Annotated in this window: 27 protein-coding genes; 15 read left to right on the forward strand and 12 right to left on the reverse strand. The window is 70.6% G+C overall.

Annotated features, from left to right (window positions below):
- Positions 1-46: 46 nt before the first annotated feature.
- The 4 genes from EZ242_RS21620 to EZ242_RS21635 all read left to right on the forward strand — a co-directional run bounded on the left by EZ242_RS21620 (position 47) and on the right by EZ242_RS21635 (position 2852).
- Positions 47-1012 (forward strand): AEC family transporter, encoded by a 966-nt coding sequence (locus EZ242_RS21620; protein ID WP_135287278.1) that lies wholly within the window; start codon positions 47-49, stop codon positions 1010-1012.
- 201 nt (positions 1013-1213) lie between these two features.
- Positions 1214-1477 carry a translation initiation factor IF-1 gene (gene infA, locus EZ242_RS21625; protein ID WP_135287279.1) on the forward strand — a complete coding sequence of 88 codons (264 nt, stop codon included), beginning with the start codon at positions 1214-1216 and terminating at the stop codon, positions 1475-1477.
- An 82-nt stretch (positions 1478-1559) separates the two neighbouring features.
- Positions 1560-2570, forward strand: a complete 1011-nt coding sequence (locus tag EZ242_RS21630; RefSeq protein ID WP_135287280.1) for an asparaginase — start codon at positions 1560-1562, stop codon at positions 2568-2570.
- A gap of 81 nt (positions 2571-2651) precedes the next feature.
- Positions 2652-2852: a hypothetical protein gene (locus EZ242_RS21635; RefSeq protein ID WP_135287281.1), complete on the forward strand. Its 201-nt coding sequence runs from the start codon at positions 2652-2654 to the stop codon at positions 2850-2852.
- Between the two features lie 15 nt (positions 2853-2867).
- Here the strand turns inward: EZ242_RS21635 and EZ242_RS21640 are convergent, their stop codons facing one another.
- Together EZ242_RS21640 and EZ242_RS21645 are read right to left on the reverse strand one after the other, a co-directional pair.
- Positions 2868-3419, reverse strand: coding sequence for a hypothetical protein (locus EZ242_RS21640; protein WP_135287282.1), 552 nt, complete (start codon positions 3417-3419; stop codon positions 2868-2870).
- Positions 3420-3430: 11 nt separating this feature from the next.
- On the reverse strand, positions 3431-4588 hold the full coding sequence (locus EZ242_RS21645) for a zinc-dependent alcohol dehydrogenase (protein WP_135287283.1): 1158 nt from the start codon (positions 4586-4588) through the stop codon (positions 3431-3433).
- Positions 4589-4687: 99 nt separating this feature from the next.
- On the opposite strand from EZ242_RS21645, the gene rocF reads away from it, so the two are divergent.
- The gene (gene rocF, locus EZ242_RS21650) at positions 4688-5605 is read left to right on the forward strand and encodes an arginase (protein WP_135287284.1); all 918 of its coding nucleotides are present in this window, start codon (positions 4688-4690) and stop codon (positions 5603-5605) included.
- Between the two features lie 10 nt (positions 5606-5615).
- Here the strand turns inward: rocF and EZ242_RS21655 are convergent, their stop codons facing one another.
- Both EZ242_RS21655 and EZ242_RS21660 read right to left on the reverse strand, forming a co-directional pair.
- Positions 5616-7349 carry a RecQ family ATP-dependent DNA helicase gene (locus tag EZ242_RS21655; protein WP_135287285.1) on the reverse strand — a complete coding sequence of 578 codons (1734 nt, stop codon included), beginning with the start codon at positions 7347-7349 and terminating at the stop codon, positions 5616-5618.
- Positions 7346-7681, reverse strand: a complete 336-nt coding sequence (locus tag EZ242_RS21660; protein WP_135287286.1) for a hypothetical protein — start codon at positions 7679-7681, stop codon at positions 7346-7348. Before EZ242_RS21660 ends, EZ242_RS21655 begins: the two co-directional genes overlap by 4 nt.
- Before the next feature lie 253 nt (positions 7682-7934).
- Between EZ242_RS21660 and EZ242_RS21665 the strand changes: the two genes are divergently transcribed.
- Entirely contained in the window at positions 7935-8150 is a 216-nt protein-coding gene (locus EZ242_RS21665) for a DUF2945 domain-containing protein (RefSeq protein WP_135287287.1), read from the forward strand.
- Positions 8151-8152: 2 nt separating this feature from the next.
- Here EZ242_RS21665 and EZ242_RS21670 read toward each other — a convergent pair whose 3' ends face one another.
- The gene (locus EZ242_RS21670) at positions 8153-8500 is read right to left on the reverse strand and encodes a DMT family protein (RefSeq protein ID WP_135287288.1); all 348 of its coding nucleotides are present in this window, start codon (positions 8498-8500) and stop codon (positions 8153-8155) included.
- Between the two features lie 22 nt (positions 8501-8522).
- Complete coding sequence (locus tag EZ242_RS21675) at positions 8523-9224, reverse strand: YggS family pyridoxal phosphate-dependent enzyme (protein WP_135287289.1); 702 nt, start codon at positions 9222-9224, stop codon at positions 8523-8525.
- A 39-nt stretch (positions 9225-9263) separates the two neighbouring features.
- Here EZ242_RS21675 and EZ242_RS21680 point away from each other — a divergent pair, with 39 nt between their 5' ends.
- Genes EZ242_RS21680 through EZ242_RS21700 form a run of 5 tightly spaced genes read left to right on the forward strand, consistent with a single transcriptional unit; the run spans position 9264 to position 13395 of the window.
- Complete coding sequence (locus EZ242_RS21680; protein ID WP_135287290.1) at positions 9264-10307, forward strand: type IV pilus twitching motility protein PilT; 1044 nt, start codon at positions 9264-9266, stop codon at positions 10305-10307.
- A gap of 22 nt (positions 10308-10329) precedes the next feature.
- Positions 10330-10962 carry a Crp/Fnr family transcriptional regulator gene (locus EZ242_RS21685; RefSeq protein ID WP_135287291.1) on the forward strand — a complete coding sequence of 211 codons (633 nt, stop codon included), beginning with the start codon at positions 10330-10332 and terminating at the stop codon, positions 10960-10962.
- A 56-nt stretch (positions 10963-11018) separates the two neighbouring features.
- Positions 11019-12155 carry a PilT/PilU family type 4a pilus ATPase gene (locus EZ242_RS21690; RefSeq protein WP_135287292.1) on the forward strand — a complete coding sequence of 379 codons (1137 nt, stop codon included), beginning with the start codon at positions 11019-11021 and terminating at the stop codon, positions 12153-12155.
- Positions 12156-12166: 11 nt separating this feature from the next.
- The gene (locus tag EZ242_RS21695) at positions 12167-13069 is read left to right on the forward strand and encodes an NAD(P)-dependent oxidoreductase (RefSeq protein WP_135287293.1); all 903 of its coding nucleotides are present in this window, start codon (positions 12167-12169) and stop codon (positions 13067-13069) included.
- A 2-nt stretch (positions 13070-13071) separates the two neighbouring features.
- Positions 13072-13395 carry a 2Fe-2S iron-sulfur cluster-binding protein gene (locus tag EZ242_RS21700; protein WP_135287294.1) on the forward strand — a complete coding sequence of 108 codons (324 nt, stop codon included), beginning with the start codon at positions 13072-13074 and terminating at the stop codon, positions 13393-13395.
- A 5-nt stretch (positions 13396-13400) separates the two neighbouring features.
- On the opposite strand, the gene EZ242_RS21705 is transcribed toward EZ242_RS21700, so the two are convergent.
- The 3 genes from EZ242_RS21705 to EZ242_RS21715 are packed head-to-tail and all read right to left on the reverse strand — an operon-like array spanning position 13401 to position 15038.
- A complete protein-coding gene (locus EZ242_RS21705; protein WP_135287295.1) occupies positions 13401-14036 on the reverse strand; it encodes a BON domain-containing protein in 636 nt (211 codons plus the stop codon).
- Positions 14033-14632 carry a phosphoheptose isomerase gene (locus EZ242_RS21710; protein ID WP_135287296.1) on the reverse strand — a complete coding sequence of 200 codons (600 nt, stop codon included), beginning with the start codon at positions 14630-14632 and terminating at the stop codon, positions 14033-14035. Before EZ242_RS21710 ends, EZ242_RS21705 begins: the two co-directional genes overlap by 4 nt.
- Positions 14633-14657: 25 nt before the next feature.
- The gene (locus tag EZ242_RS21715; RefSeq protein WP_135287297.1) at positions 14658-15038 is read right to left on the reverse strand and encodes a YraN family protein; all 381 of its coding nucleotides are present in this window, start codon (positions 15036-15038) and stop codon (positions 14658-14660) included.
- Here EZ242_RS21715 and rsmI point away from each other — a divergent pair.
- A complete protein-coding gene (gene rsmI, locus EZ242_RS21720; protein ID WP_240787199.1) occupies positions 15038-15943 on the forward strand; it encodes a 16S rRNA (cytidine(1402)-2'-O)-methyltransferase in 906 nt (301 codons plus the stop codon). The two genes, EZ242_RS21715 and rsmI, sit on opposite strands and share 1 nt — an antisense overlap.
- Positions 15944-15964: 21 nt before the next feature.
- On the opposite strand, the gene EZ242_RS21725 is transcribed toward rsmI, so the two are convergent.
- A complete protein-coding gene (locus EZ242_RS21725; protein WP_135287298.1) occupies positions 15965-18034 on the reverse strand; it encodes a primosomal protein N' in 2070 nt (689 codons plus the stop codon).
- A gap of 347 nt (positions 18035-18381) precedes the next feature.
- Complete coding sequence (hemE, locus tag EZ242_RS21730; protein WP_135287299.1) at positions 18382-19467, reverse strand: uroporphyrinogen decarboxylase; 1086 nt, start codon at positions 19465-19467, stop codon at positions 18382-18384.
- A 53-nt stretch (positions 19468-19520) separates the two neighbouring features.
- Here hemE and EZ242_RS21735 point away from each other — a divergent pair, with 53 nt between their 5' ends.
- Positions 19521-20621: a tetratricopeptide repeat protein gene (locus EZ242_RS21735; protein WP_135287300.1), complete on the forward strand. Its 1101-nt coding sequence runs from the start codon at positions 19521-19523 to the stop codon at positions 20619-20621.
- 16 nt (positions 20622-20637) lie between these two features.
- Here the strand turns inward: EZ242_RS21735 and EZ242_RS21740 are convergent, their stop codons facing one another.
- A complete protein-coding gene (locus EZ242_RS21740; protein ID WP_135287301.1) occupies positions 20638-22785 on the reverse strand; it encodes a protein-disulfide reductase DsbD family protein in 2148 nt (715 codons plus the stop codon).
- Positions 22786-22999: 214 nt separating this feature from the next.
- On the opposite strand from EZ242_RS21740, the gene EZ242_RS21745 reads away from it, so the two are divergent.
- On the forward strand, positions 23000-23401 hold the full coding sequence (locus EZ242_RS21745; RefSeq protein WP_135287302.1) for a type III secretion system chaperone: 402 nt from the start codon (positions 23000-23002) through the stop codon (positions 23399-23401).
- A 10-nt stretch (positions 23402-23411) separates the two neighbouring features.
- The gene (locus EZ242_RS21750; protein ID WP_135287303.1) at positions 23412-23810 is read left to right on the forward strand and encodes a type III secretion system chaperone; all 399 of its coding nucleotides are present in this window, start codon (positions 23412-23414) and stop codon (positions 23808-23810) included.
- Positions 23811-23824: the final 14 nt, after the last annotated feature.

The raw sequence follows: 23824 nt of genomic DNA on the forward strand, positions 1-23824 counted from the left end.
CTCGCGCTGCGCAAGAGTCCCGCTGAGTTACGCCGACAATACGGCGGTGCTTGACATCCTGCAGGTCACCTTCCCGTTCTTCGCGCTCGTCCTGTGCGGCTACGTGGCGGCCCGCCGCCGCATGCTGCCGCTGGAGGCCATCGGTGGCCTCAACGGCTTCGTGCTGTACTTCGCCCTGCCGGCCATGCTGTATCGCTTCGGCGCGGAAACGCCCATCGCGCGCCTTTTCGATCCGGCCGTGCTCGCCGTCTGGCTGCCCTGCGCCCTGCTGATGGTGGCCATCACGGTGCGTTTCAGCCGCGGACGCGGCCTCGTCTGGAACGACGCTGCCTTCGGCGCCCTGGTCGCCGCATTCCCCAACACCGGCTTCATGGGCGTGCCCCTGCTGATCGCGCTGCTCGGCGCGGCGGCCGCGGGCCCGACCATCGCCACGATCCTGATCGACATGGTCATCACCACCTCGGTGTGCGTGGCGCTGTCGCGCCTGGACGGTGCCGGCCAGCGCGGCGCCGCCGAGGCCGCGCGCAAGGCGCTCAAGGGCGTGGCGCTCAACCCGCTGCCCTGGGCCATCCTGCTGGGCGGCCTGTCTTCGGCGCTCGCGCTGCGGCCGGTGGCGCCCATCATGGGCACGATCGAACTGCTGGCGGACGCGGCCTCGCCGGTGGCGCTGTTCACCATTGGTGCCGTACTGGCGCGTTCGCAGCTGCTCGCGGCCGAAGCCGAGCGGCAGGCGCCACAGGCGCGTGAATTCCTGCCGGTGGCGCTGGCCAAGCTCCTGCTGCATCCGCTGCTCGTGCTGGGCGTGGGCGCGCTCGCGCGCTGGCTGGGCCTGCCGCTGGATGCCTTCTCGCTCGGGGTGCTGGTGCTGGTGGCCGCCCTGCCCAGCGCCAGCAACGTGGCCATGCTGGCCGAGCGCTACGGCGCCGACACCGGCCGGATCGCCCGCATCATCCTGCTGACCACGGCCGCGTCCTTCTTCTCCTTTTCAGCCGCCGTCGCCCTGATGAAGTAGTGCGGGCTGCTGGCTCGAATTGCCTACAATCCCCGCTTCGAGCGAAGGTTTCGCGCTCCGGCCCTCCCTGGGCCGGCAGGGGGAGCCGCTGTGGTAGGGGCAAGGCCGGCGGCTCGTTCATCTCACATCGTTTGGAAGCCGTGCCCCGGGCGCAGCTTCGAGGCCCGGCGGCGGGACGCCGGGACGCAAGCAAAGGTTGTCATGGCCAAGGAAGAGTTGATTGAAATGCGCGGGCGCGTGGCCGAGGTGCTGCCGGACTCGCGCTACCGCGTCATCCTGGAGAACGGGCACGAGCTCGTCGCGTACAGCGGCGGCAAGATGCGCAAGAACCACATCCGCATCATCGCGGGGGATGACGTCACCCTGGAGCTGTCGCCCTACGACCTCAACAAGGGCCGCATCATGTTCCGGCACCTGCCGGACCGCCGCCCGCCCGGCGCGCCTGGCGGCGGCCACCGTCGCTGAACGTTTTCCTTCCTTCGCAGCCGGCCAGTCGCCCCGCCCCTCGGTCGGGTTGGCCGCCCCGCCAGCCGGCGACAATGCCGGCATGTCGGCCCTGCTTCCCCTCATCGAAACCTATCGCGGCGGCACGCTCGAGTGCCTGCACCATGGCGCCGTCGCCGTCTGCGATGCGCGCGGTGAGCTGCTGGCCTGTGCCGGCGACCCGCACTGGCTGAGCTTCAGCCGCTCCACTCTCAAGCCTTTCCAGGCCTTGCCGCTGCTCGAATCGGGCGGCGCGCGCCAGTTCTCGCTGGCCAGCGAGCAGCTGGCCCTGCTGTGTGCCAGCCACAGCGGCGAGCCCATGCACGTGGCGCAGGTGGACACGCTGCTGCAGCGGGCCGGCCTGGGCGTGAAGGCCCTGCAGTGCGGCTGCCATGTGCCGATGTTCGCGACCCTGCCCGGCGCGCAGCCTCCCGAGCAGGTCGACGAGCGGCACCACAACTGCAGCGGCAAGCACGCCGGCTTTCTGCTCTGGTGCGTGCAGCACGGCCAGCCGACGGCGAATTACCTGGCCCCTGGGCACCCCTTGCAGCTTGCCATCCGCCGGGGCGTGGCCCAAGTCACCGGCCTGTCGGCCGAGCAGCTCAAGACTGCGACCGATGGCTGCTCCGCGCCCAACCTGGCCATGCCCCTGTCGCGCCTGGCGCGCGCCTATGCCCGCCTTGCCTTGGGCACGCAGGATGCGGAGTTCGGCGCCAGCTTCGCCGCGCTCGGCGGGGCCATGGTGCGGCACCCCGAACTGGTCTCCGGCACCGGCCGCGCCGACCTGGCCTTCATGCAGGCCGGCCGCGGCGACTGGATCTGCAAGGGCGGCGCGGACGGCGTGCAGGCGCTGGCCAGCCGCAGCCGCGGCCAGGCCATTGCCCTGAAGATCGCCGACGGCAGCCCGGTCGCCGTGCAGGCTGCGACGGTGGCGGTGCTGGACCAGCTCGGCTGGCTGGACGCGCGCCAGCGCGAAGAACTGCGTCCCTGGCGGGCCGAGGCCATCGCCAATGCGCGTGGGACCCAGGTGGGCCAGCGCAAGTCGGCGTTCACGTTGCGCCGCCTCGCCGGCTGAGCCGGTTCCGTTACCGCTGCTCACCAGAATGGCCCAAGGGGGCTATTCAACGTGCCGGGCCGTGGGCGCAGACTGGCTGCCATGACCCCGGTCGTCTCGCCGCAGTTCACCGCCGCCGAACTGAAGCTCATCCTGCACGCCCTGCTGGATGCGCGTGTCGTGCTGCAGGCGGTCGAAGGCGGCATGCTGCAGCACCCGCCGCAGCCCCCGGTGCACCTGCATGACCTCACCCCCGAACTTGCGCGGGTCGAGGCCGCGCTGCTGCTGGTGACGGCGGCCTGAGACGCTCGCGCTCGCTCAATCGCGCCGCTCCCGCAACAGATAGGCCGTCGCCGCCACCAGGGCCGAGAACACCAGCGCCTTGCGCACGAAGCCCGCGCGGTTGTGCTTCCACTCGGCGCGCGCGCCCATCTCCGCCAGCACGTTCGGCACATGGCCGTGCGCGAGGTCGTCGATCAGGCCTTCGCCGACGTTGATGCGGTCGGCCAGGAGCAGCGTCATCCAGTGGCGCAGGTCGTTCTCGCTCCAGCGATACGCCATGTGGCGCAGCCGCCCGCTCAGGCCGGAGGGCGGCGCCGAGGTGCCGAACACCGGGGTGAGGCCCGGCCGCTCGATCGAATGCAGCACCTCGACGCGGGGCTGCTGGTGCGCGGGCGAGTCCCAGTGCACGTTGTCCAGGCGCGGCGGCGTGCGTTCCATGGGCACCGCCGGCCGCATGGCGCGGTCCAGGTCCGCGCCCCAGCCGGGGATGTGCGACATGTCTCCGTGCTGCTGTCGCTCGGCAGGGTCGGTGCGCTCGGCCACGGTCGGCGCGTGGTAGCGGCTCGAAGGCGTCTGCGTGGTGTCCATGGCGTTCCCCTTCAATGCGCCCGGACCGAGGGCGGGATCAGCACGGTCTTGATGCAGTTGTCCAGCTTGCTGGAGAAGAGGTGGTAGGCATCGGCCACGTCCTCCAGCGGCAGGCGGTGGGTGATGATCTCGCTCGGTCGGATATGCCCTGCCTGGATGTGTTCGATCAGCCGCGGCAGGTGGCGCTTGACGCTTGCCTGGTTCATCCGCATCGTCAGCCCCTTGTTCAGGGCATTGCCGATCGGCACCGCGTTGAAGGTGGGCCCGTAGACGCCCACGATCGAGACCGTGCCGCCCTTGCGCACCGAGTTGACGGCCCAGTGCAGCGCGGTGGCGGAACCGCCCTGCAGCTTGAGCGACACGCCCGAGAGGCGCTGCATGGCGTTGCCCGCGGCCTCGGCGCCGACGGCGTCGATGGCCACGTCAGGCCCCAGGTCGCCCGTCATCTTCTTGAGGTGCATGGCCATGTCGCGCACGTCCTTGAAGTCCACCGTCTCGCAGTGCGCGAAATCACGGGCGAAGGCGAGACGGTATTCGACGTGGTCCACCACGATGACGCGCCCGGCGCCGAAGAGCCACGCGCAGCGCGCGGCCATGAGGCCGATCGGCCCGGCGCCGAAGACCACCACGGTGTCGCCCTCGTCGATGTCGCCCATTTCAGCGGCCTGGTAGCCGGTGGGCACCACGTCGGTGAGCAGGACGGCGTCGTCCAGGTCGAGGTCCTGGGGAAGGACGGTCGGGCCGACGTCGGCCAGCGGCACGCGCACGTACTCGGCCTGGCCGCCGTCGTAGCCGCCGGCGGTGTGCGAATAGCCGTAGACGCCGCCCACGGTGGTCGAGCCCGGGTTGGTGTTGTGGCAGTTGGAGTAGAGCTCCTTGCGGCAGAAGAAGCAGGTGCCGCAGAAGATGTTGAAGGGCACCAGGACGTGGTCGCCCTTCTTGAGGTTCTGCACCGACGAGCCGACCTCCTCCACCACGCCGGTGAATTCGTGCCCGAAGGTGCTGCCCACGCGCGTGTCCGGCACGAGGCCGTGGTACAGGTGCAGGTCCGAGCCGCAGATGCAGGTGCGCGTGACGCGCACGATGGCATCGTTGGGGTGCTCGATGTCGGGTTCGGCTTTCTGCGCCGCGCGAACGCGGTACGGGCCGCGGTAGTTCATTGCCAGCATCAGGTCTGCTCCAGGTTGGGGTTGGTGTCGATGCAGCAGGGGCAAACGGCGTGCCGCGCCCGGCCCCACGAAATGCGGGGCCCGCAGCACAATGCCTGCATGACCAGCAAGGGAAGCATCGCCCTCATCGGTGCGCCGACCGACGTCGGCGCGAGCGTGCGCGGGGCCAGCATGGGGCCGGATGCACTTCGGGTCGCCGGCGTGGTGGAGGTCCTGCGCTCGCGCGGCTATGGCGTCACCGACCGCGGCAACCTGGCCGGGCCTCCCAACCCCGGCCAGACGGCGCACAACGGGCTGCGCCACCTGCCGGAGGTGGTCGCCTGGAACCGGCTCGTCTATGACGCGGTGGACGAGGCGCTCGGGCGCGGGGACCTGCCGCTGCTCATGGGCGGAGACCATTGCCTGGCCATCGGCTCGATCAGCGCGATCGCCTGGCACTGCCGCCGGCAGGGGCGCGAGCTGCGCGTGATCTGGCTGGACGCCCATACGGACGTGAACACCGAGACCATCAGCCCCAGCGGCAACCTGCACGGCATGCCCGTCGCATGCCTGCTCGGGCACGGTCCGGCGCCCTTGGTGGGATGGAGTGGCGAGCGCGCGGCGCTGGGGGCCGGCGACATCGACTTCATCGGCATCCGCAGTGTCGATGCCGAGGAGAAACAGGCCATCCACACCCTGGGCCTGCAGGTCTTCGACATGCGCCACATCGACGAGCACGGCATGCGCAACACGATGTCGGAGGCCCTGCACGACGTGCACGAGAACACGCACCTGCACGTGAGCTTCGACCTCGACTGCCTGGACCCGGCCGACGCGCCAGGCGTCGGCACCGGCGTGCGCGGTGGACCCACCTACCGCGAGATGCAGCTGTGCATGGAGATGATCGCCGACACCGGCCGGCTCGGCTCGCTGGACGTGATGGAGATCAATCCCGCCCTGGACGTGCGCAATCGCACGGCCGAACTGGCGGTGGAATTCATCCACAGCCTCTTCGGCGCCTCCACGCTGGTTCGGTGATCGGCGCGGTTCACCCAGTGGCGCTGGCCCGGCTGCGGCCGGCACGCGGCCGGGCCACGAAGTCGGGCTGGAAGCTGCGAACGCTCCCGTCGGCGAACACCACCGTGATCTCGGCCGTGCTGGCCTGCCGCACCTCGCCACGGCCGTAGCGTTTCACCTGCACCAGCTCGCCGGGCGCGAAGATCGGCTGCCGCGCGGGCGGCGGCTCGGGCACCGCGGGCGTTTGCCGGTGCGCGTCCTCCTCCTCCTCGCGCTCCTGCAACTGCCGGATGCGCAGGCAATTGTCGCAATGGCCGCAGTGCTCGATCTCGCTCTCGCCTTCGAGGTGCTCCAGCAGCAGGCGCCAGCGGCACTGGCCGGTCTGGGCGTAGAAGACCATGCGCTCCAGCGTCTGGCGGTCCTGCTCGCGCTTGTCGCGGTAGGCCGTCATCAGCTCGCGCAGCACGTCCTCGGCCAGCCCGCGGTCGCGCAGCAGTACCTGCCCCTGTGCGTCGACGCGCACGATGCCGCGCCGGCGCAGCAGGCCCAGCGTCACCTGCAGCTTGTTGCGCGGGCGTGCCAGCCGGGCGTGCAGCAGGTCCAGTGTCCAGGCTGGAGCGTCCTGCGGCGGCTCGTGCAGCGCGGCGTACAGTGCTGCCGCGTCCTCTTCGCTCGGGTACCGCCCGGCCAGGAAGAACTGCTGCACGGCGCGGTCGCTGCGCAGGAAGAGGAGGCTGCACAGCGCCGCCTGCCCGTCGCGGCCGGCGCGCCCCGCCTCCTGGTAGTACGCCTCCAGGCCCGAGGGCAGCTGGTAGTGCAGCACGAAGCGGATGTCGGGCTTGTCGATCCCCAGGCCGAAGGCATTGGTGGCCACCATCACCCGGTGTTCGCCGGCCATGAAGGCGTCCTGCGCCTCGCGGCGCTGCGCCGCGCCGAGCTTGCCGTGATAGAGGCCCACGCGCTCGCCGGCCCCGGCCAATGCCTCGTACACCGCCTCGGCCGCTTTCACCGTGGCGGTGTACACCAGTCCGCTGCCGGTGTTGGCTGCGACCAGTTCGAGTGTTCGCGCCAGCTTGTCGCGTTCGCGGCCGACCGATTCCACCTTCAGGGCCAGGTTGGGCCGGTACGAACCGGTGTGGATGCGATCCTCGGGCGCGATGCCCAGCTGCCGGGCGATGTCCTGGGCCACGGCATCGGTCGCGGTGGCGGTGAGCGCCAGCACCACCGGTTTGCCCAGGCGGCGGATGGCCGGGCCGATGTCCAGGAAGGCCGGTCGGAAGTCGTGGCCCCACTCCGAGATGCAGTGCGCCTCGTCCACCACCAGCAGGTCCGTGGGATGCGCGGCGAGCGATTCAGCGAAACCTGGCTCGGCGAGCCGTTCGGGCGTGAGCATGACCACCCGGGCACTGCCGTCCTGCGCGGCGGCCAGGGCGCTGCGCGCCTCCTCCGAGTCCAGCGCGCTATTGAGTTGCACGGACGGGATGCCCACGGCCTGCAGGTGCTCGCACTGGTCCTTCATGAGCGCGATGAGCGGCGAGACGACCACCGTGCGTCCCTCCATGAGCAGCGCCGGAACCTGGTAGCACAGCGACTTGCCCGCGCCCGTGGGCATCACGGCGAGGGTGGAGCGCCCGTCCAGCACGCGCTCGATCACCAGGCGCTGGCCGGGGCGCAGCCGCTCGATGCCGAAGACGTCGCGCAGGGTGGAGGCGACCTGCTGTCGCCGTGAGGGCTCGGGGTGCGCGCGCGCCGGCGCGGCGCTCAACGGTCGGCCTCGTCGTCCAGGTTGTCCTCGTCGCTGTCGGCGTCGAGGTCGGTGAACTCCTGGCTGTCGGGGTCGGCTTCGGGAAAGGCGGGCGTGCCGTGCTCGGCGCGCACCACGTGGTCGGGCAGGATGTCGCCCCCCTCGCGGCCTTCACCCCCGGACACGGAGCCGCGCTCGCCGGTGCCGCTCGCGTCGCTGTCCGCGTGCAGTTCGCTGGTGCCGATGGCGTCACTGCCGGAATCGGAGTTGTCGCTGGGACCCAGGGCGTCGCTGTCGCGGCCGCTCGCCTGGGTGGGCGCCTTGTCGGCGCCGAGAATGCTGCTGTAGGCCATGGTTCCTCCTGATGCGCCACCGAGCGCTTGAAACCCGGACCCGAGTCTGAAAGGAGCGCCGATGGCGGGGGCGTCGGTTGCGGCAGCCGGACCATGTCGGACGCCGCGCCACGCCCCGTCCACCGCACGGGGTGTCGATTCGCCGGTTTTGTCACGGTACGAGGCATTCGCAGGAGGGCGTGCGGAACCCGCCCTTGGCCTGCAGCTCGCGTTTGCCCAACATGGCTCGCTCCACAACGAAGGAGCGACAACGATGACCGAAAAGTTCAGGGCCAGCGATGCCACCGAATGGAACTCCCACGGCCACATGGGCCGTGGCAAGGTGCGGCGCAAGCTCACCGCGCGCACCCTCCTGAAGGGACACGCCTACTTGGGCGAAACAGGTCAGGAACCCGGCCGCGAACCACGGGCGGCACCGGAAGCGGCGGGCGGCGAGGCGCGACCGTCGCCGGGCCGCCGTACCGGCTGATCTCAGGCGGCGCGGAAGATGAAGTACACCGCGCCGACCAGGCACAGCCCGGCCCACAGGTAGTCGAGCTTGAGCGGCTCGCCGAGGTAGATCACCGCGAACGGCACGAACACCGACAGCGTGATGACCTCCTGCATGATCTTGAGCTGCCCGACGCTGAAACCAGCCTGCTGGTAGCCGATGCGATTGGCCGGGACCTGAAGCAGGTACTCGGCCAGCGCGATGCACCAGCTGACCAGCGCCGCGACCCACCAGGGCGCGGTGGCCAGGTTCTTCAGGTGCCCGTACCAGGCGATCGTCATGAAGACGTTCGAGGCGACGAGCAGGAGGATGGTGTGGAGGGCCGGCATGGCGACGCGTGGCAGGCGCGCTTCAGCGGTCCGGGCCCGCCTTGGGGCGGGCGCCGAAGATGGCCGTTCCGACGCGCACCATCGTGCTGCCGGCCGCCACGGCGGCTTCCAGGTCGTCGCTCATGCCCATGGACAGGGTGTCCAGGGGAAGGCCGGCGGCGCGCAGCTCGTCATAGACCGCCCTGGCGCGGCGATGGGACGCGAGCTGGGCGTCGAAGCTGCTGGACGGCTCCGGGATGTGCATGAGCCCCCGCAAGCGCAGCCCGGGAAGCTGCACCACCTCGCGCGCCAGCACGAGGGCTTCAGCCGGCGGCACGCCCGCCTTCGTGGCGCTGCCCTCGGCGTCGAGCTGGATGCACACGTTCAGCGGCGGGCGGTCCGCCGGCCGCTGCTGCGACAGGCGCTGCGCGATCTTGAGACGGTCGACCGAGTGCGCCCAGTCGAAGTGCTCGGCCACCAGGCGCGTCTTGTTGCCCTGGATTGGTCCGATGCAGTGCCACTCCAGGCCCAGGTGGGCCAGCTGGCGCTGCTTGTCCACGCCTTCCTGGATGTAGTTCTCGCCGAAGGCGCGCTGGCCGCAGGCCGCCGCCGCGGCCACGCCCTGCGCCGGCACGGTCTTGGAGACCGCCAGGAGGAGGACTTCGTCCGGTTCCCGTTGCGCCGCCGCACAGGCGCTGCAAATGCGCTGCCTCACCCGTTGGAGCTTGTCTTCAATGCTGGTCATAATCCAACGGGCGAACTGAACCGTTACGGGAAAAAGAACGTGGATATTACTCAGCTGCTGGCGTTCAGCGTGAAGAACAAGGCCTCGGACCTGCACCTGTCGGCCGGTCTGCCACCGATGATCCGCGTGCACGGCGACGTTCGGCGCATCAACATCGACCCGCTGGAGCACAAGCAGGTGCATGCCATGGTGTACGACATCATGAATGACAGCCAGCGAAAGCAGTACGAAGAGTTCCTCGAGTGCGATTTTTCATTCGAGATTGAAGGGCTGGCGCGCTTCCGGGTCAATGCCTTCAACCAGCAGCGCGGCGCGGCGGCGGTGTTCCGCACCATTCCCTCCAAGATCCTCACGCTGGAGCAGCTCAACGCCCCCAAGATCTTCGGCGACCTGGCGCTCAAGCCGCGCGGTCTGGTGCTGGTCACCGGGCCCACCGGCTCGGGCAAGTCGACCACGCTGGCCGCGATGATCAACTACCTCAACGAAACCGAGTACGGCCACATCCTCACCGTGGAGGACCCGATCGAGTTCGTGCACGAGTCCAAGAAGTGCCTGGTGAACCAGCGCGAGGTCGGCAACATGACCTTGTCCTTCGCCAATGCGCTGCGCTCGGCCCTGCGGGAAGACCCGGACGCCATCCTCGTGGGCGAAATGCGCGACCTGGAGACCATCCGCCTGGCCATGACCGCCGCCGAGACCGGCCACCTGGTGTTCGGCACCCTGCACACCTCCAGCGCCGCCAAGACCATCGACCGCATCATCGACGTGTTCCCGGCCGAGGAGAAAGAAATGGTGCGGGCCATGCTGTCCGAATCGCTGCAGGCCGTGATCTCGCAGACGCTGTGCAAGACCAAGGACGGCTCCGGCCGGGTGGCGGCGCACGAGATCATGATCGGCACGCCGGCCATCCGCAACCTGATCCGCGAAGCCAAGGTCGCCCAGATGTACTCGGCCATCCAGACCGGCAACAGCTACGGCATGCAGACCCTGGACCAGTGCCTCACCGACCTGGTCAAGCGCAACCTGATCAGCTCGGGCGAGGCGCGCGCCAAGGCCAAGATCCCCGAGAACTTCAACGCCTGAACCCCCTACAGAAAGCCTGCACATGAAGAACGTCCTGGGCCTGTTCAAGCGCGGCGGCCGGAGCAACGGAACGCCCGACGGCGGCGACTCGCTGATGTTTTCCACCGCCTTCATGGAGCAGGGCCTGGACGCCGGGATGCTCGTGCCATGGGACGCGCGGGCGGTGGAGATCGGCGCGCGCCGCATCGGCGCCAGCCAGGGGGGCAAGCTCCTGCGCAGCCTCTGGAGCAAGGACCGGTTCATGAGCCGCCTGTCGCCTGAAGCCATGGAGCGCATGGAGCGGTTCTTCGAGTACGCCAGCGTGCCGCCCGACCGCGACGTGATCCGCCAGGACGAATACAGCAACTTCATGGTGGTGCTGCTCTCGGGCAGCGTGGCGGTCGACCGGGTGCAGCCCTGGGGCGAGCACGTGCGCCTGGCCGAGGCCCGCCCCGGCGACATCCTGGGCGAGATGTCGCTGCTGGACAGCGGCTCGCGCTTTTCGCACTGCATCACGCTGACCGAGTGCGAGATCGCGGTCATGGACCCGCAGGCGCTGGACGAGATGATGACCAACGACCCGGGCCTGGCCGCGAGCCTGATCGGCCTGCTGGCGCGCAAGCTCTCCCTGCGCCTGCGCGCCGTGAGCGCCCGCGTGACGGAGAGCGGGCGCTGAGCACGCCGTCCGCGACGCGACGGCGCGGCTGACAAGACAAACGAGGGGGACCCCGCATGGAACGCGATCAGGCGAGCAAGTTCATCAACGACCTGCTCAAGCTCATGATCAGCCGCAACGGCAGCGACCTGTTCATCACCAGCGACTTCCCGCCCGCCATGAAGGTGGACGGCAAGCTCACCAAGGTGTCGCCGCAGCCGCTCACCGGCGCGCACACGCTGGCGCTGGCGCGCTCGATCATGAACGACCGCCAGTCGGCCGAGTTCGAGCGCACCAAGGAGTGCAACTTCGCCATCTCGCCCGCCGGCGTGGGGCGCTTCCGGGTCAACGCCTTCATCCAGCAGGGCAAGGTCGGCATGGTGCTGCGGGTCATTCCGCAGCAGCTGCCCACGCTCGACGGCCTGGGCATGCCGCCGGTGCTCAAGGATGTCGCCATGGCCAAGCGCGGCCTGTGCGTGCTGGTCGGCGCCACGGGCTCTGGCAAGTCCACCAGCCTGGCGGCCATGATCGACTGGCGCAACGAGAACTCCTTCGGCCACATCATCACGGTGGAGGACCCGGTCGAGTTCGTGCACCCGCACAAGAACTGCGTGGTCACGCAGCGCGAAGTCGGCCTGGATACGGACAGCTGGGAGGCGGCGCTCAAGAACACGCTGCGCCAGGCGCCCGACGTGATCCTCATGGGCGAGATCCGCGACCGCGAGGCCATGGAGCACGCCATCGCCTTCGCCGAGACCGGCCACCTGTGCATGGCCACGCTGCATGCCAACAGCGCCAACCAGGCGCTGGACCGCATCATCAACTTCTTCCCCGAGGAGCGCCGCTCGCAGCTGCTGATGGACCTGTCGCTGAACCTGCGCGCCATGGTCTCGCAGCGCCTCATCCCGCGCCAGGACGGCAAGGGGCGCATGGCGGCGGTCGAGATCCTGCTGAACTCGCCGCTGATCTCCGACCTGGTGTTCAAGGGCGAGGTCGCCGCCATCAAGGAGATCATGAAGAAGAGCCGCAACCTGGGCATGCAGACCTTCGACCAGGCGCTCTACGACATGTTCGAAGGCAACTTCATCACCTACGAAGACGCGCTGCGCAACGCCGATTCGGTCAACGACCTGCGCCTGCAGATCAAGCTCAACAGCCAGCGCGCCAAGTCCCAGAACCTCGCCGCCGGCACGGAGCACCTGGCGATCGTATAGATTTGCGGGCCATGAGCAGCATCAACGCCCGCCCCTACGAATCCGTTCCCGCCCGCCCCGTCGCCTTCATCGGCCTGGGTGTGATGGGCTTGCCCATGGCCGGCCACCTTGCCCGCGCCGGCCATGCGGTCACCGTCTACAACCGCAGTGCCGCCAAGGCCACGGCCTGGACGGGCGAGTTCGGCGGCCGCAGCGCGCCCACGCCCCGGGAGGCTGCCGCGGGTTGCGACATCGTCTTCTGCTGCGTCGGCAATGACGACGACCTGCGCTCGGTGGTGCTCGGCCCGGACGGGGCCCTCGCCGGCATGAAGCGCGGCAGCATCTTCGTGGACCACACCACCGCCTCGGCCGACGTGGCGCGCGAACTGCACGCCAAGGCGCTGGAGCTGGGCGTGCAGTTCATCGACGCGCCCGTCTCGGGCGGCCAGGCCGGTGCCCAGAACGGGCAGCTCACGGTCATGTGCGGCGGCGATGCCGCGGCCTTCGACGTGGCGCGGCCGGTCGCGATGGCCTTTTCCCGCGCCTTCACCCGCATGGGCGAGAGCGGTGCCGGCCAGCTGACCAAGATGGTCAACCAGATCTGCATCGCCGGCCTGGTGCAGGGCCTGTCCGAGGCCATCGCCTTCGGCCAGCGCGCCGGGCTGGACATGCAGCAGGTGCTGGAGGTGATCGGCAAGGGCGCGGCCCAGAGCTGGCAGATGGACAACCGTGGCAAGACCATGGTGCAGGACCAGTTCGAGTTCGGCTTCGCGGTGGACTGGATGCGCAAGGACCTCGGCCTGGTGCTGGAGGAGGCGCGGCGCAACGGCGCCCGCCTGCCGGTCACGGCCCTGGTCGACCAGTTCTACGCCGACGTGCAGGCCCTCGGCGGCAAGCGCTGGGACACTTCCAGCCTGATCAAGCGCCTGCGCTGAACATGACCCGCGTGAGCTTTGTGTCGCCGCAGGGCGACTTCGTGCATGAGACCGAGGTGCCGTCGGGCCAGTCGGTCATGCGCGCGGCCATTGACGCGAACGTGGCCGGCATCGAGGCCGAATGCGGCGGCTGCCTCAGCTGCGGCACCTGCCACGTCTATGTGGAGCAGGGCGGCGAGGCGCTTCCTCCGCCCGGGGACGAAGAACTCGCCATGCTGGACTTCGTCGCGGCCGAGCGGCGCGAGAACAGCCGCCTGAGCTGCCAGCTCATGGCGGCGGACGGCCTGGATGCCTTGACCGTCCGCCTGCCCGAGCGGCAGGTCTGACTTTCTTACCGCGACCGGCTGGCCGGCGAGGGCACGGTGGTGATGCGGGCCAGCTCGTCGTCGGTGAGGACCTCGAACATGCGCACCACCTTCTGCACGCCGCCCACGTTGCGCACGACCTGCGTGGCGCGCTCGGCCTCGCGCTGCGTCACGCGGCCCATGAGGTAGACCGTTCCGCGTTCGCTCACCACCTTGAACGCGGGGGCGCTCAGGTCGCGGGCATCCACCAGGGCCGCCTTCACGCGGGTGGTGAGGATGGCGTCGTTGGAGCGCTGGCCGAAGGTGCTGGGGGCGCCGACGACGAGCTCGTTGACCACGCCGCGCACGTTCTCCACCCGCCTGACGATGTCCTCGGCGGTCTGGCGCACGCCCTCGTCGGGCACCTGCCCGGTGAGCAGCACCTGGCGGTTGTAGCTGTCCACGGCGATATTGGCGCGCTGGCCGAAGGCGGCCTGCAGCTGGTTGGCCGCGCGCAGCTCGATGCCCTGGTCCTCCAGCTGCGCGCCCGAGGTGCGGCGGTCCACGGCCACGAGGGCGCCGACGGCAGCGCCGCCAAGCACGAGAGGCGCGCAAGCCGACAGCGCACCGGCCAGTGCGGCGGCCGCGAGCGTGGCCAGGGTGAGTCGTCGGATGGTCTTCATGCGGAGGTTTCCTGGTCGCCCAGCAACTGGGCGTCGACGCCGTCGCAGAGGCAGTGAATGGTAAGCAAGTGCACTTCCTGGATGCGGGCGGTGCGCTCGTGCGGGACGCAGATGTGGACGTCGGTGTCGCGCATGGCCTGGCCGATGCGCCCGCCGCCACGCCCGGTGAGCGCCACCACGGTCATCTCGCGCTCGTGCGCGGCCTCGACGGCCGCCATCACGTTGGCGGAGTTGCCGCTGGTGGACAGGGCCAGCAGCACGTCGCCGGGCTGCCCGAGCGCACGCACCTGCTTGGCGAACACCTGCGTGAAGTCATAGTCGTTGGCCACCGCCGTGAGGATGGAGGTGTCGGTGGTCAGCGCGATGGCGCCGAGCTCGGGCCGCTCGCGTTCGAAGCGGCCGACGAACTCGGCCGCGAAGTGCTGCGCGTCGGCGGCCGAGCCGCCGTTGCCGCAGGCCAGCACCTTGCCGCCGCTGGTCACGCAGGCCAGCACCGCCTGCACGGCGGCGGCGATGGGCGCGGTCAGCGTCTGCGCCGCCTGGTACTTCAGGTCGGCACTGTCGATGAAGTGCTGTTGGATGCGTTGTTCGAGCATGGCCGGCGATGATAAACGCCGCTTCTCAGACGGCGTCGAAGGCGGCGCGAATCCAGGTGAGTTCCTCGCCGTCGAGCGCCACCACGTCGAAGCGGCACGGTGGCGGCGCGCCCAGTCGCATCAGGTAGTGGCGCGCGGCCCGCACGATTCGCCGCTGCTTGACCGCCCCCACGCTGGCCGCGGCGCCACCGAAGGCCGTGGCGAGCCGCTGGCGCACCTCCACGAACACCAGGGTGCCGTCGGGCTGGCGCAGGATCAGGTCGATCTCGCCGCCCCCGCGGCCGGGCGTCCGATAATTGCGCGCTACCAGCCGCAGCCCCGCCGCCTGCAGGTGCGCGAGGGCGCGGTCCTCCGCCGCGTCTCCCCGCTGCCGCGTGCTGAGGGTCCATCTTTCCGGGAGTTTCATTGAGCGCTTCCTTCGACATGGCCCGCGGGGCCGCGCGCGCGGCGGCCGGCGCGCAGGATTATCCCCAGGGCGCGCTGTACGTCGTGGCCACGCCCATCGGCAATCTCGCCGACATCAGCCTGCGCGCCTTGCACGTGCTCGCGCTGGTGGACGCCATCGCCTGCGAGGACACGCGCCACACGCAGGGCCTGCTGCGGTCCCTCGGCGTCGAGCGGGCCGCCGGCGGGCTGATTCCGCTGCACCAGCACAACGAGGCGGAGGCGGCGCAGCAGCTGCTGCGACGGCTGGCCGCGGGCGAGCGCGTGGCCTATGTCAGCGACGCCGGCACCCCCGCGGTGAGCGACCCCGGCGCGCGCCTGGTGGCCGCCGTGCGCGCGAGCGGACATCGCGTGATTCCCCTGCCGGGTGCGAGCAGCGTGACCACGGTGCTGAGCGTCGCCGGTGCCTGGGGCGAATCTTCCGGCTTCGTGTTCCGGGGCTTTCTTCCGAGCAAGGCGGGCGAACGGGCCACGGCGGTGCAGGCGCTGGCGCAGGAATCGCGCGCGGTGGTGCTGCTGGAGGCGCCGCACCGCATCGCCGAGCTGGCCGAGGCCCTGGAGGTGCTCGACCAGCGGCCGCTCACCGTCGGCCGCGAGCTCACCAAGCAGTTCGAGCAGGTCGAGACCCTGGCGTGCAAGGACTTGCGCGGCTGGCTGGCCGCCGATGCGCAGCGCCTGCGCGGCGAGTTCGCGCTCGTCCTGCACCCCTGGGCCGAGGCGCAGGCGGCCGCGCCGGGCGAGGAGCTGCTGGCACTTCTGCTGGCGGAGCTGCCGCTCAAGACGGCGGTGCGGATCGCGGCGCAGGCGAGCGGCGCGCCGCGCAATGCCCTGTACGAGACAGCCCTGCGCCTGCGCGGCGAGGGCTGAAGGCGTCGGACCGCGCGGGCCTCACACCGCCAGCGGGTCCACGTCCACCGCCCAGCGCAGCACACCCGGCGTGCGCAGCGCCTGCAGCACGGGCTGCCACGCCGCGAGGAAGTGTTGCAGCGCGGGGCGCGAGGCGCTCTCCACCAGCAGCTGCGCCCGCTCGACGTTCGCGACCCGCTGCAGCGACATGGGAACGGCCGAGTACAGCATCACCTGCCCCGTTGCATCCAGGCCTTCCCCGCCTTCCCGCGCCGCCTTCAGGAAGGCCTGCGCCGCCTCCTGCGTGCGGGCTTCGGCGCGCACCAGGGCCTGGAAGACGAAGGGCGGCATGCCGGCTTCGCGCCGCTCGCGCAGCTGGCTGGCGGCGAAGCCGGGGTAGTCGTGTCGCCGCAGTGCGGTGAAAAGGGGATGGCCAGGGTTCCAGGTCTGCACCCACATCTGGCTCGCGTCGGCGTGCGCGGCATCGCGGCCGGCGCGCCCGGCGGCCTGCATCAGCAGGGCGAACAGGCGCTCGGGCGCGCGGAAGTCGCTGGAGTACAGGGCCGTGTCGGGATTGACGGCCGCCACCAGGGTGATGCGCCGGAAGTCGTGTCCCTTGGTGACCATCTGCGTGCCCACCAGCACGTCCACCTCGCCGGCATGCACCTGGGCGAGTTGCGCCTCCAGGGCCCCCTTGGCGCGCGTGGTGTCGGCGTCCATGCGCGCCACGCGCACCGGCCTCGACTGGCCATCCGGCCCTGGCCGCAGCTGCTGTGACAGCAGTTCCGACAGGTGTTCCTCCAGCTGCTCGGTGCCGCGCCCGAGCGGTGCAATGTCCACGTTGCCGCAGCCCGGGCAGGCGCGGGGCACGCGCTCGGTGTAGCCGCAGTGGTGGCAGCGCAGCGTGCGGTCGGCCTTGTGGAAGACGCGGAAGGCGCTGCAGTGCGGGCAGTCGCTCTTCCAGTCGCAGGCGGTGCAGGCGAGCACCGGGGCGTAGCCTCGGCGGTTCAGGAAGATGAGCGACTGCTCCCCGCGCGCGATGCGCTCGCCGATGGCCTCCAGCAGCGCCGGCGCGAGCAGGGTCTTGCGTGGCTGCTGGTTCATGTCCACGAGCCGCACGCGCGGCAGTGCGCCGGCACCGATGCGCGAGGGCATCTCCAGCCGCTGGTAGCGCCCGCTCTCGCAGGCCTGCCAGCTCTCCAGTGAGGGCGTGGCGGACCCGAGCACCACCGGCACGGTCTCCAGGCGGCCGCGAAGCACCGCCAGGTCGCGCGCGGAGTAGCGCGCGCCTTCCTGCTGCTTGTAGCTGGGGTCGTGCTCCTCGTCCACGACGATCAGGCCCAGGCGCGGCAGCGAGGTGAACACGGCCATGCGCGTGCCCAACACGATGCGCGCATGCCCATGGTGGGCGGCCAGCCAGCTGCGAAGGCGTTGCGCGGGCGTGAGGCCGCTGTGCATGGCGACCACGTGCGCGGCGCCGAAGCGATCGACGAAGCGTGCGAGCAGCTGCGGGGTGAGGTTGATCTCGGGGACCAGCACCAGGGCCTGCGCGGCCGGGTCCCGGGCCAGCACGCGCTCGGCGGCGCGCAGGTACACCTCGGTCTTGCCGCTCCCCGTCGCGCCGAAGAGGAGGAACGGTCCGTCGCCTGCCGCGATGCGGTCCAGCGCCCCCTGTTGCTCCGGGCTGGGCGGCGGGCCCACGTCCGCGCCCCGGACCGCGGGGTGGCCTGTGGCGACCTTCTTCAGGCGCCGGGCGAGCTGCGTGCCGTCCAAATCGCGAAGCTGCGGGGGCAAGGCCGCCAGGGCCACTTCGCCCACGCCACGCTGGTAGTAGTTCGCGGTGAAGTCCACCAGCTGGCACCAGGCCGCGGGCAGTGGTGCAATTTCGTCCAGGCAGGCGGCTACCGGGCGGGCCGTGAATCCGGCGCCCGCATCGTCATCGGGCTCGGCATCCCACACAACGCCCAGCACCTCTCGTTTGCCCAGAGGGACGCGCAGCAAGGCGCCCGGTGGAAGCGCTCGCTCACTCTCGTAGCTCAGGGGGCCGCGAAGACCGCTGTGCGCCGGGGTGGCGACGACGACACGGACGCGGTGACCGTTCGACGCGCTCACGAGCTGCCGAACCTCAGCCGTTTCGAAGCATTTGCTTGCAAGTGATTGAATCTCAACGGGTTTCCCACTCGTCCCACGATCCTGTGGATAACTTTGTTGAAAGTTGGTAGCTCAACCGTGACGCGGGCCGTCGCGACGGGCGGACCGCTGGAATGCACACAAAACGAGCAGGGCGGCGATTTCCTTCAAAATCAAGCACTTGCGTGCATTCTCCCGATAGAACGTGGGCCAGCGTCCAGCGGACTTTTTTGGGCACCCGCTGGCTCGTTTTTGTGCATAAGTCAAGGTCCGGCGCGCTTCGCAGTCGCCAGGCTACTCGGGAAACCCCTGATGACGACGGGCACGGTTCAGCCGCGCTGCTGCCGGGAATAGGCATGCACCTCGTCCACCAGGGCCACCACGTTGTCGGCGGGCGTGTGCTGGTTGATGCCGTGGCCAAGGTTGAAGATGTGCGTGGGCCCCTGGCCCGTCCCCTGGTGCGGCCGGCCGAAGCTGTCCAGCACGCGCCGCGCCTCGGCACGGACCTGCTCGGGCGCAGCGAACAGCACGGTGGGGTCCAGGTTGCCCTGCAGCGCCTTGTGCGCGCCGACCGCTTCACGGGCGCGGCCGAGGTTCACGGTCCAGTCCAGGCCGAGCACCTCGCAGTCGAGCTGCCCCATTTCCTGCAGCCAGAGGCCGCCGCCCTTGGTGAAGACGATGCGCGGGATGGTCTGGCCGTCGTGCGAACGCTTCAGGCCTGAGAGCACGCGCGCGGTGTAGGCGAGGCTGAAGGCCTGGAAGGCGCCGTCGGCCAGCACGCCGCCCCAGCTGTCGAACACCATGACGGCCTGCGCACCGGCCTCGATCTGGGCGTTGAGGTAGCCGGTCACCGCCTCGGCATTGACCGCGAGGATGCGGTGCATCAGGTCCGGGCGGCTGTACATCAGGGTCTTGACGCGGCGGTAGTCGTCCGAGCCGCCGCCTTCGACCATGTAGCAGGCCAGCGTCCAGGGACTGCCGGAAAAGCCGATCAGCGGCACGCGCCCGTCCAGGGCGCGGCGGATGGACGTGACGGCGTCGAAGACGTAGCGCAGCTTGTCCAGGTCCGGCACCGAGAGCGCCGCGACCGCGGCCTCGTCGCGTACCGGCGAGGCGAAGCGTGGGCCCTCTCCCTCGGCGAAGCTCAGGCCCAGGCCCATGGCGTCCGGCACCGTGAGGATGTCGGAGAACAGGATGGCGGCATCCAGCGGGAAGCGCTCCAGCGGTTGCAGGGTGACTTCGGTGGCGTAGTCCACGTTGGTGGCCAGGCCCATGAAGCTGCCGGCCCGCGCGCGGGTGGCGCGGTACTCGGGCAGGTAGCGTCCGGCCTGGCGCATCAGCCACACCGGCGTGTGGTCGGTGGCCTGGCGCAGGCAGGCACGCAGGAAAGTGTCGTTGCGCAGGGGTGCGGTCATGGGCCGGGATTGTCGCAGGGCGCTCACTATGATCCGCGTCCAAGGAGACCCGCATGCGCAGCGCACAGGACCAGGCCCGGACCTTCTTCATGGAGGGCGTGGCGGAATTCGAGGCCGGACGGCTGGAGACCGCGCAGACCCGTTTCGAAGCCGCGCTGGCGCTGGCGCCGGGGCGGCCCTCCATTCTCACCAACCTGGGCGTGGTCCGCGTGCGGCGCGGGCGCTTCGACGAGGCGATCCCGGTGCTGGACGAAGCCCTGGCGCAGGAGCCGCAGAACGTGGAGGCGCGGGCGCACCGGGCCATGGCGCGCGCGGAGATGGACCGGCCGCACGAGGCCCTGCAGGACATCGAGCGCGTGCTCGAACTGGCGCCCGACTACGGCCGCGGCTGGGGCCTGCGGGGCGAGCTGCTCAAGACGCTGGGCCGCCCGGCCGAGGCCATCGAGGCGCTGGAGCGGGCCATCGCGCTGGGCAGCGATGCCGAGATGCACCGCTACTCGGTCGCGGCGCTGCGCGGCAGCCCGCAGGCGCCGGCCTCGCCGCCCCCCGGCTATGTCGCCGCCCTGTTCGATGGCTATGCGGACCGCTTCGACGAGCACCTCGTGGGCACTCTTCACTACAGCGTGCCGGAACGGCTGACGCAGCCGCTGCGCGAGCAGAAGCTGCGTTTCGGGCGTGCGCTCGACCTCGGCTGCGGCACCGGCCTGTGCGCCCCCTGGCTGGCGCCCCTGGCCGAACACCTGTGCGGCGTGGACCTGTCGGCGCGCATGCTGGCGCGTGCGCGTGCGCGCGGCCTCTACCAGGAGCTGCACCAGCAGGACATCGTGGACTGGCTCTCCTCGACTTCGCCGGCCTGGGACCTGGCCGTCGCGGCCGACGTGTTCATCTACCTCGGGGCGCTGGAGCCGGTGTTCGAGGCGCTGGCCCGCGCGCTCGCGCCCGGCGCCCTGCTCGGCTTCACGGTCGAGGAGAGCGAGGGCGAGCCCCTGCTGCTGCAGGCGAGCATGCGCTACGCCCATTCGCAGGCTTCGGTCTCCGAGATCGCCGCCCGGCATGGCTTCGCCACCCGCGCCTGCTGGCGCGCGCCGGTGCGCGAGGAGCAGGGCGTGGCGGTGCCGGGGCTGTACTTCTGGATGGGGCGCGAGGGCCGCTGAGAGCGGCCCCCTCGCTTCAGAGCGCCGCGAGGGCCGCGCGCAGCTCGTTGGTGGACAGGATCTCCGACAGGACCACGGGCGCGCGCCCCTTGGCGTACAGGACGTACACGGGCACGCCGCTTCGGCCCAGGTCGGACAGCGCCTGCGTGATGGCCGGGTCGCGCCGCGTCCAGTCGGCGCGCAGCAGGCTCACGCGCCTGGCTTCGAAGTCGGCCAGCACCTCGCGATTCGCCAGCGTGGTCTGCTTGTTGTACTGGCAGGTCACGCACCAAGCCGCGGTGAAGTCGACGAACACCGGGCGGTCCTGCGCCACCAGGGTGGCCACGCGCTCGGCCGACCACGGCTCCCAGCGACCGTCGGCCGCCAGGGCCGGCGCATCCGGCGCGGGGCTGGCCAGCTGCGGCGCCGCCACCCAGGCCAGCAGCCCGAATGCGGCCAGGCCCAGGCTTGCCAGCACCACGCGCGTGCGGCCCGCCAGTGTCAAGGTCCAGGTCACGAGGCTCAGTGCCACCAGCAGGGCGAGCAGGGCGCCCGCGCCGTCCACGCCGCTTTGCCGCCCCAGAACCCACACCAGCCAGGCCACGGTGGCGAACATGGGAAAGGCCATGAGCTTGCGGAAGGTGTCCATCCACGCACCCGGCCGCGGCAGCAGCCGCGCCGTGGCCGGCACCCAGCTTGCGAGGAGGTAGGGCAGCGCCATGCCCAGGCCCAGGGCCGCGAAGACCAGCAGCGCCTGCGCGGGCGGCATGGCGACCGCGAAGCCCAGCGAGGCCCCCATGAAGGGCGCGGTGCAGGGCGAGGCGATGGCCACGGCCAGCATGCCGGAGAGGAAGGCATCGGCGACGGGGTGGCGCAGCTGGAAGCTGCTCACGCGCGAGGGCAGCAACGCGCCGAACTCGAACACGCCCGCGAGGTTCAGGCCGATCAGCGTGAACAGCGCCGCCAGGCCGGCCACCACCCAGGGCGACTGCAGCTGGAAGCCCCAGCCGAGCTGCTCGCCCGCCGCCCGCAGCGCCAGCATCAGAGCGCCGAGCGCGAGGAAGGACAGCACCACGCCGGCCGCATAGGCGAGGCCGCCAACGCGGCGGGCGCGCCGGTCCAGTCCGTGGCGGGTGAAGCCCACGAGCTTGACCGCGAGCACCGGAAACACGCAGGGCATGAGGTTGAGGATGAGGCCGCCCACCAGGGCGCCGAGCAGGGCCGCCCACAGCGACAGGTTCGCGCCGCCTGCGGGCACGGCGGCCGCCGCGGCATTGGCGCGCAGGGCCTGCTCCAGTCCGGGCGACACCGCTGCCGCCGCGCTCGCCGCCGGCCAGGTGCCGGCCACCGGCAAGTCCACGCGCCAGGCCTTGTCGCCCGAGGCCAGCACGACAGGCAGCTGCGCGGGCGTGGCGCCGAGGTGCGTCGCCAGCGGGATCTCGGCCGTCCACGTCTCGCCGCGCCAGCCTTGCCGCCAGGCCGCCGCCGTTTCGATGACGCCGGGCGTTTCCGGAAAGGCTTCCAACGACTGGCCCCGCGCGGCGGCGGGCAGGCCCGGGACTTCGAGCTTGAGCGTCTGCCCCTCGACCCGCGCGGAGCCTGAGGTGGGCAGCGCCTGGGGCTGGGCGTCGAAGGCGGCCTGGAAGTTTGCGCCGTGCAGCCCGGTGGAGCCCTGCACCGGCAGCTTGAGCGCGAACTCGCCCTCCTCGGGGATGCACTCCTTCTTGCACACCAGCCACTGGGCCTTGAGTTTCACGTCCAGGTTGCCACCGAGCAGCGGCGGCCTGAACTCGGGCGTGATCGTCAGCGGCACCGGCAGGAGCACGGTGCCTTCGTAGCCGTAGTTGGCCAGGTTGCCGATGGGGATCTTCTTCGGCACCGGCCAGGCGATGTCGCCGGCCACCACGCCAGGGGGCAGCGTCCATTCCAGCGTGGTGGGCAGGCCCGAGTCGCCGGAGTTCTTCCAGTAGGTGTGCCACTCGGGCTGGTGGGCGAGCTGCAGCCCCAGCCACACCGGCTTGCCGGGCGCCACGCCCTCGGGCGCGTGGGCCAGCAGCTCGGCGCGCACGCGTTCGGTGACCACCTGCGCCGAACCCGTGGCCAGTTGCGCGAAGGCACCCGATGGCGACAGGGCCAGGGCGACCAGCAGCATGGAGACGAGGCGGAGCAGGGGCGCGAAGGACATGTGAGTGGGTCAGAGCTCGGCCATGCCGAAAAGGTTCGCGGGCGGCCGGGAGGCGGCAATTGTCGGGGTTTTCCCGAGAAGGCCCGCCTGCGTGGAAAAGAGGCTTGAGCCTAAAAGTATTGATGAGCTACATTGAAACGGCTGGGCTGGATTGCTTTGGGCTTCATCAATCGGCCGGCATCCCTCTTTTTCGCTCCCTCGAAAGGACCGTGCGATGCACTTCCAGGAGTTGATGAACCGCTTGGGGGTCGAGCTGCGGCTGCCGCCTCCGGCGCCCGACCCGCAGGGCGCCTGCGCCCTGAGCCTGGACGGCATGACGCTGTCCTTCTACCCCGACGCCGACGATGCCGTCACCCTCATGTGCCCCCTGGGCCAGGTGGACATCGGCGACCTCGACACCCAGGAGAGCCTTCTGGCCGGCAACCTGTTTCCCGATGGCGTGGGTGGCAGCGCCGTCGGCCTGGACGCGCAGGGGCAGGCTTGGCTCTCCCAGCGCTTCCATCCCGGACAGCTCGCCTTCCCCCGCTTCCTCGCCAGCCTGGAGCGCTTCGCCAACCTCGCGGAGTGCTGGCGCCAGTGCCTGGAGACGCGAACGATGCCCCGCTTCACGCACTAGGACGATCCCCATGAGCACCCAAACCGTTCTGAACGAGCTGGGCCGGGCCCTGGGCCTGGCGGGCCTGCCGCTGGACACATCCAACAGCTGCGCCCTGCGCTTCGGGGGTGACGTGCAGGTGGACATGCGCCACGAGCCCGAGGCCCAGGCGCTGTGCCTGGCCACCGAGGTGGACCTGCTGTCCCCGCGCGACCGCGGCCGCTGCGTGAACTGGCTGCTGCGGGCCAACCTGGACCTGCGCGCCACGGGGGACGCGTGGTTTGCGCGCCGCGGCGCCGCCGTGGTGCTGTGCCGGTCGCTGGCAGACGACTTGGGTCCTCAGGCGCTGGCCGATGAATTGGCACGGCTGGTCACGGCCTGCCGTGAATGGAGAAGCCGGCTGGACCAGTTTCGGTCCGAGGCGGCGTGATATCGATTCAAGGA

The organism is Ramlibacter rhizophilus (genome assembly GCF_004681965.1).
GTDB classification, from domain to species: Bacteria; Pseudomonadota; Gammaproteobacteria; order Burkholderiales; family Burkholderiaceae_C; genus Ramlibacter; species Ramlibacter rhizophilus.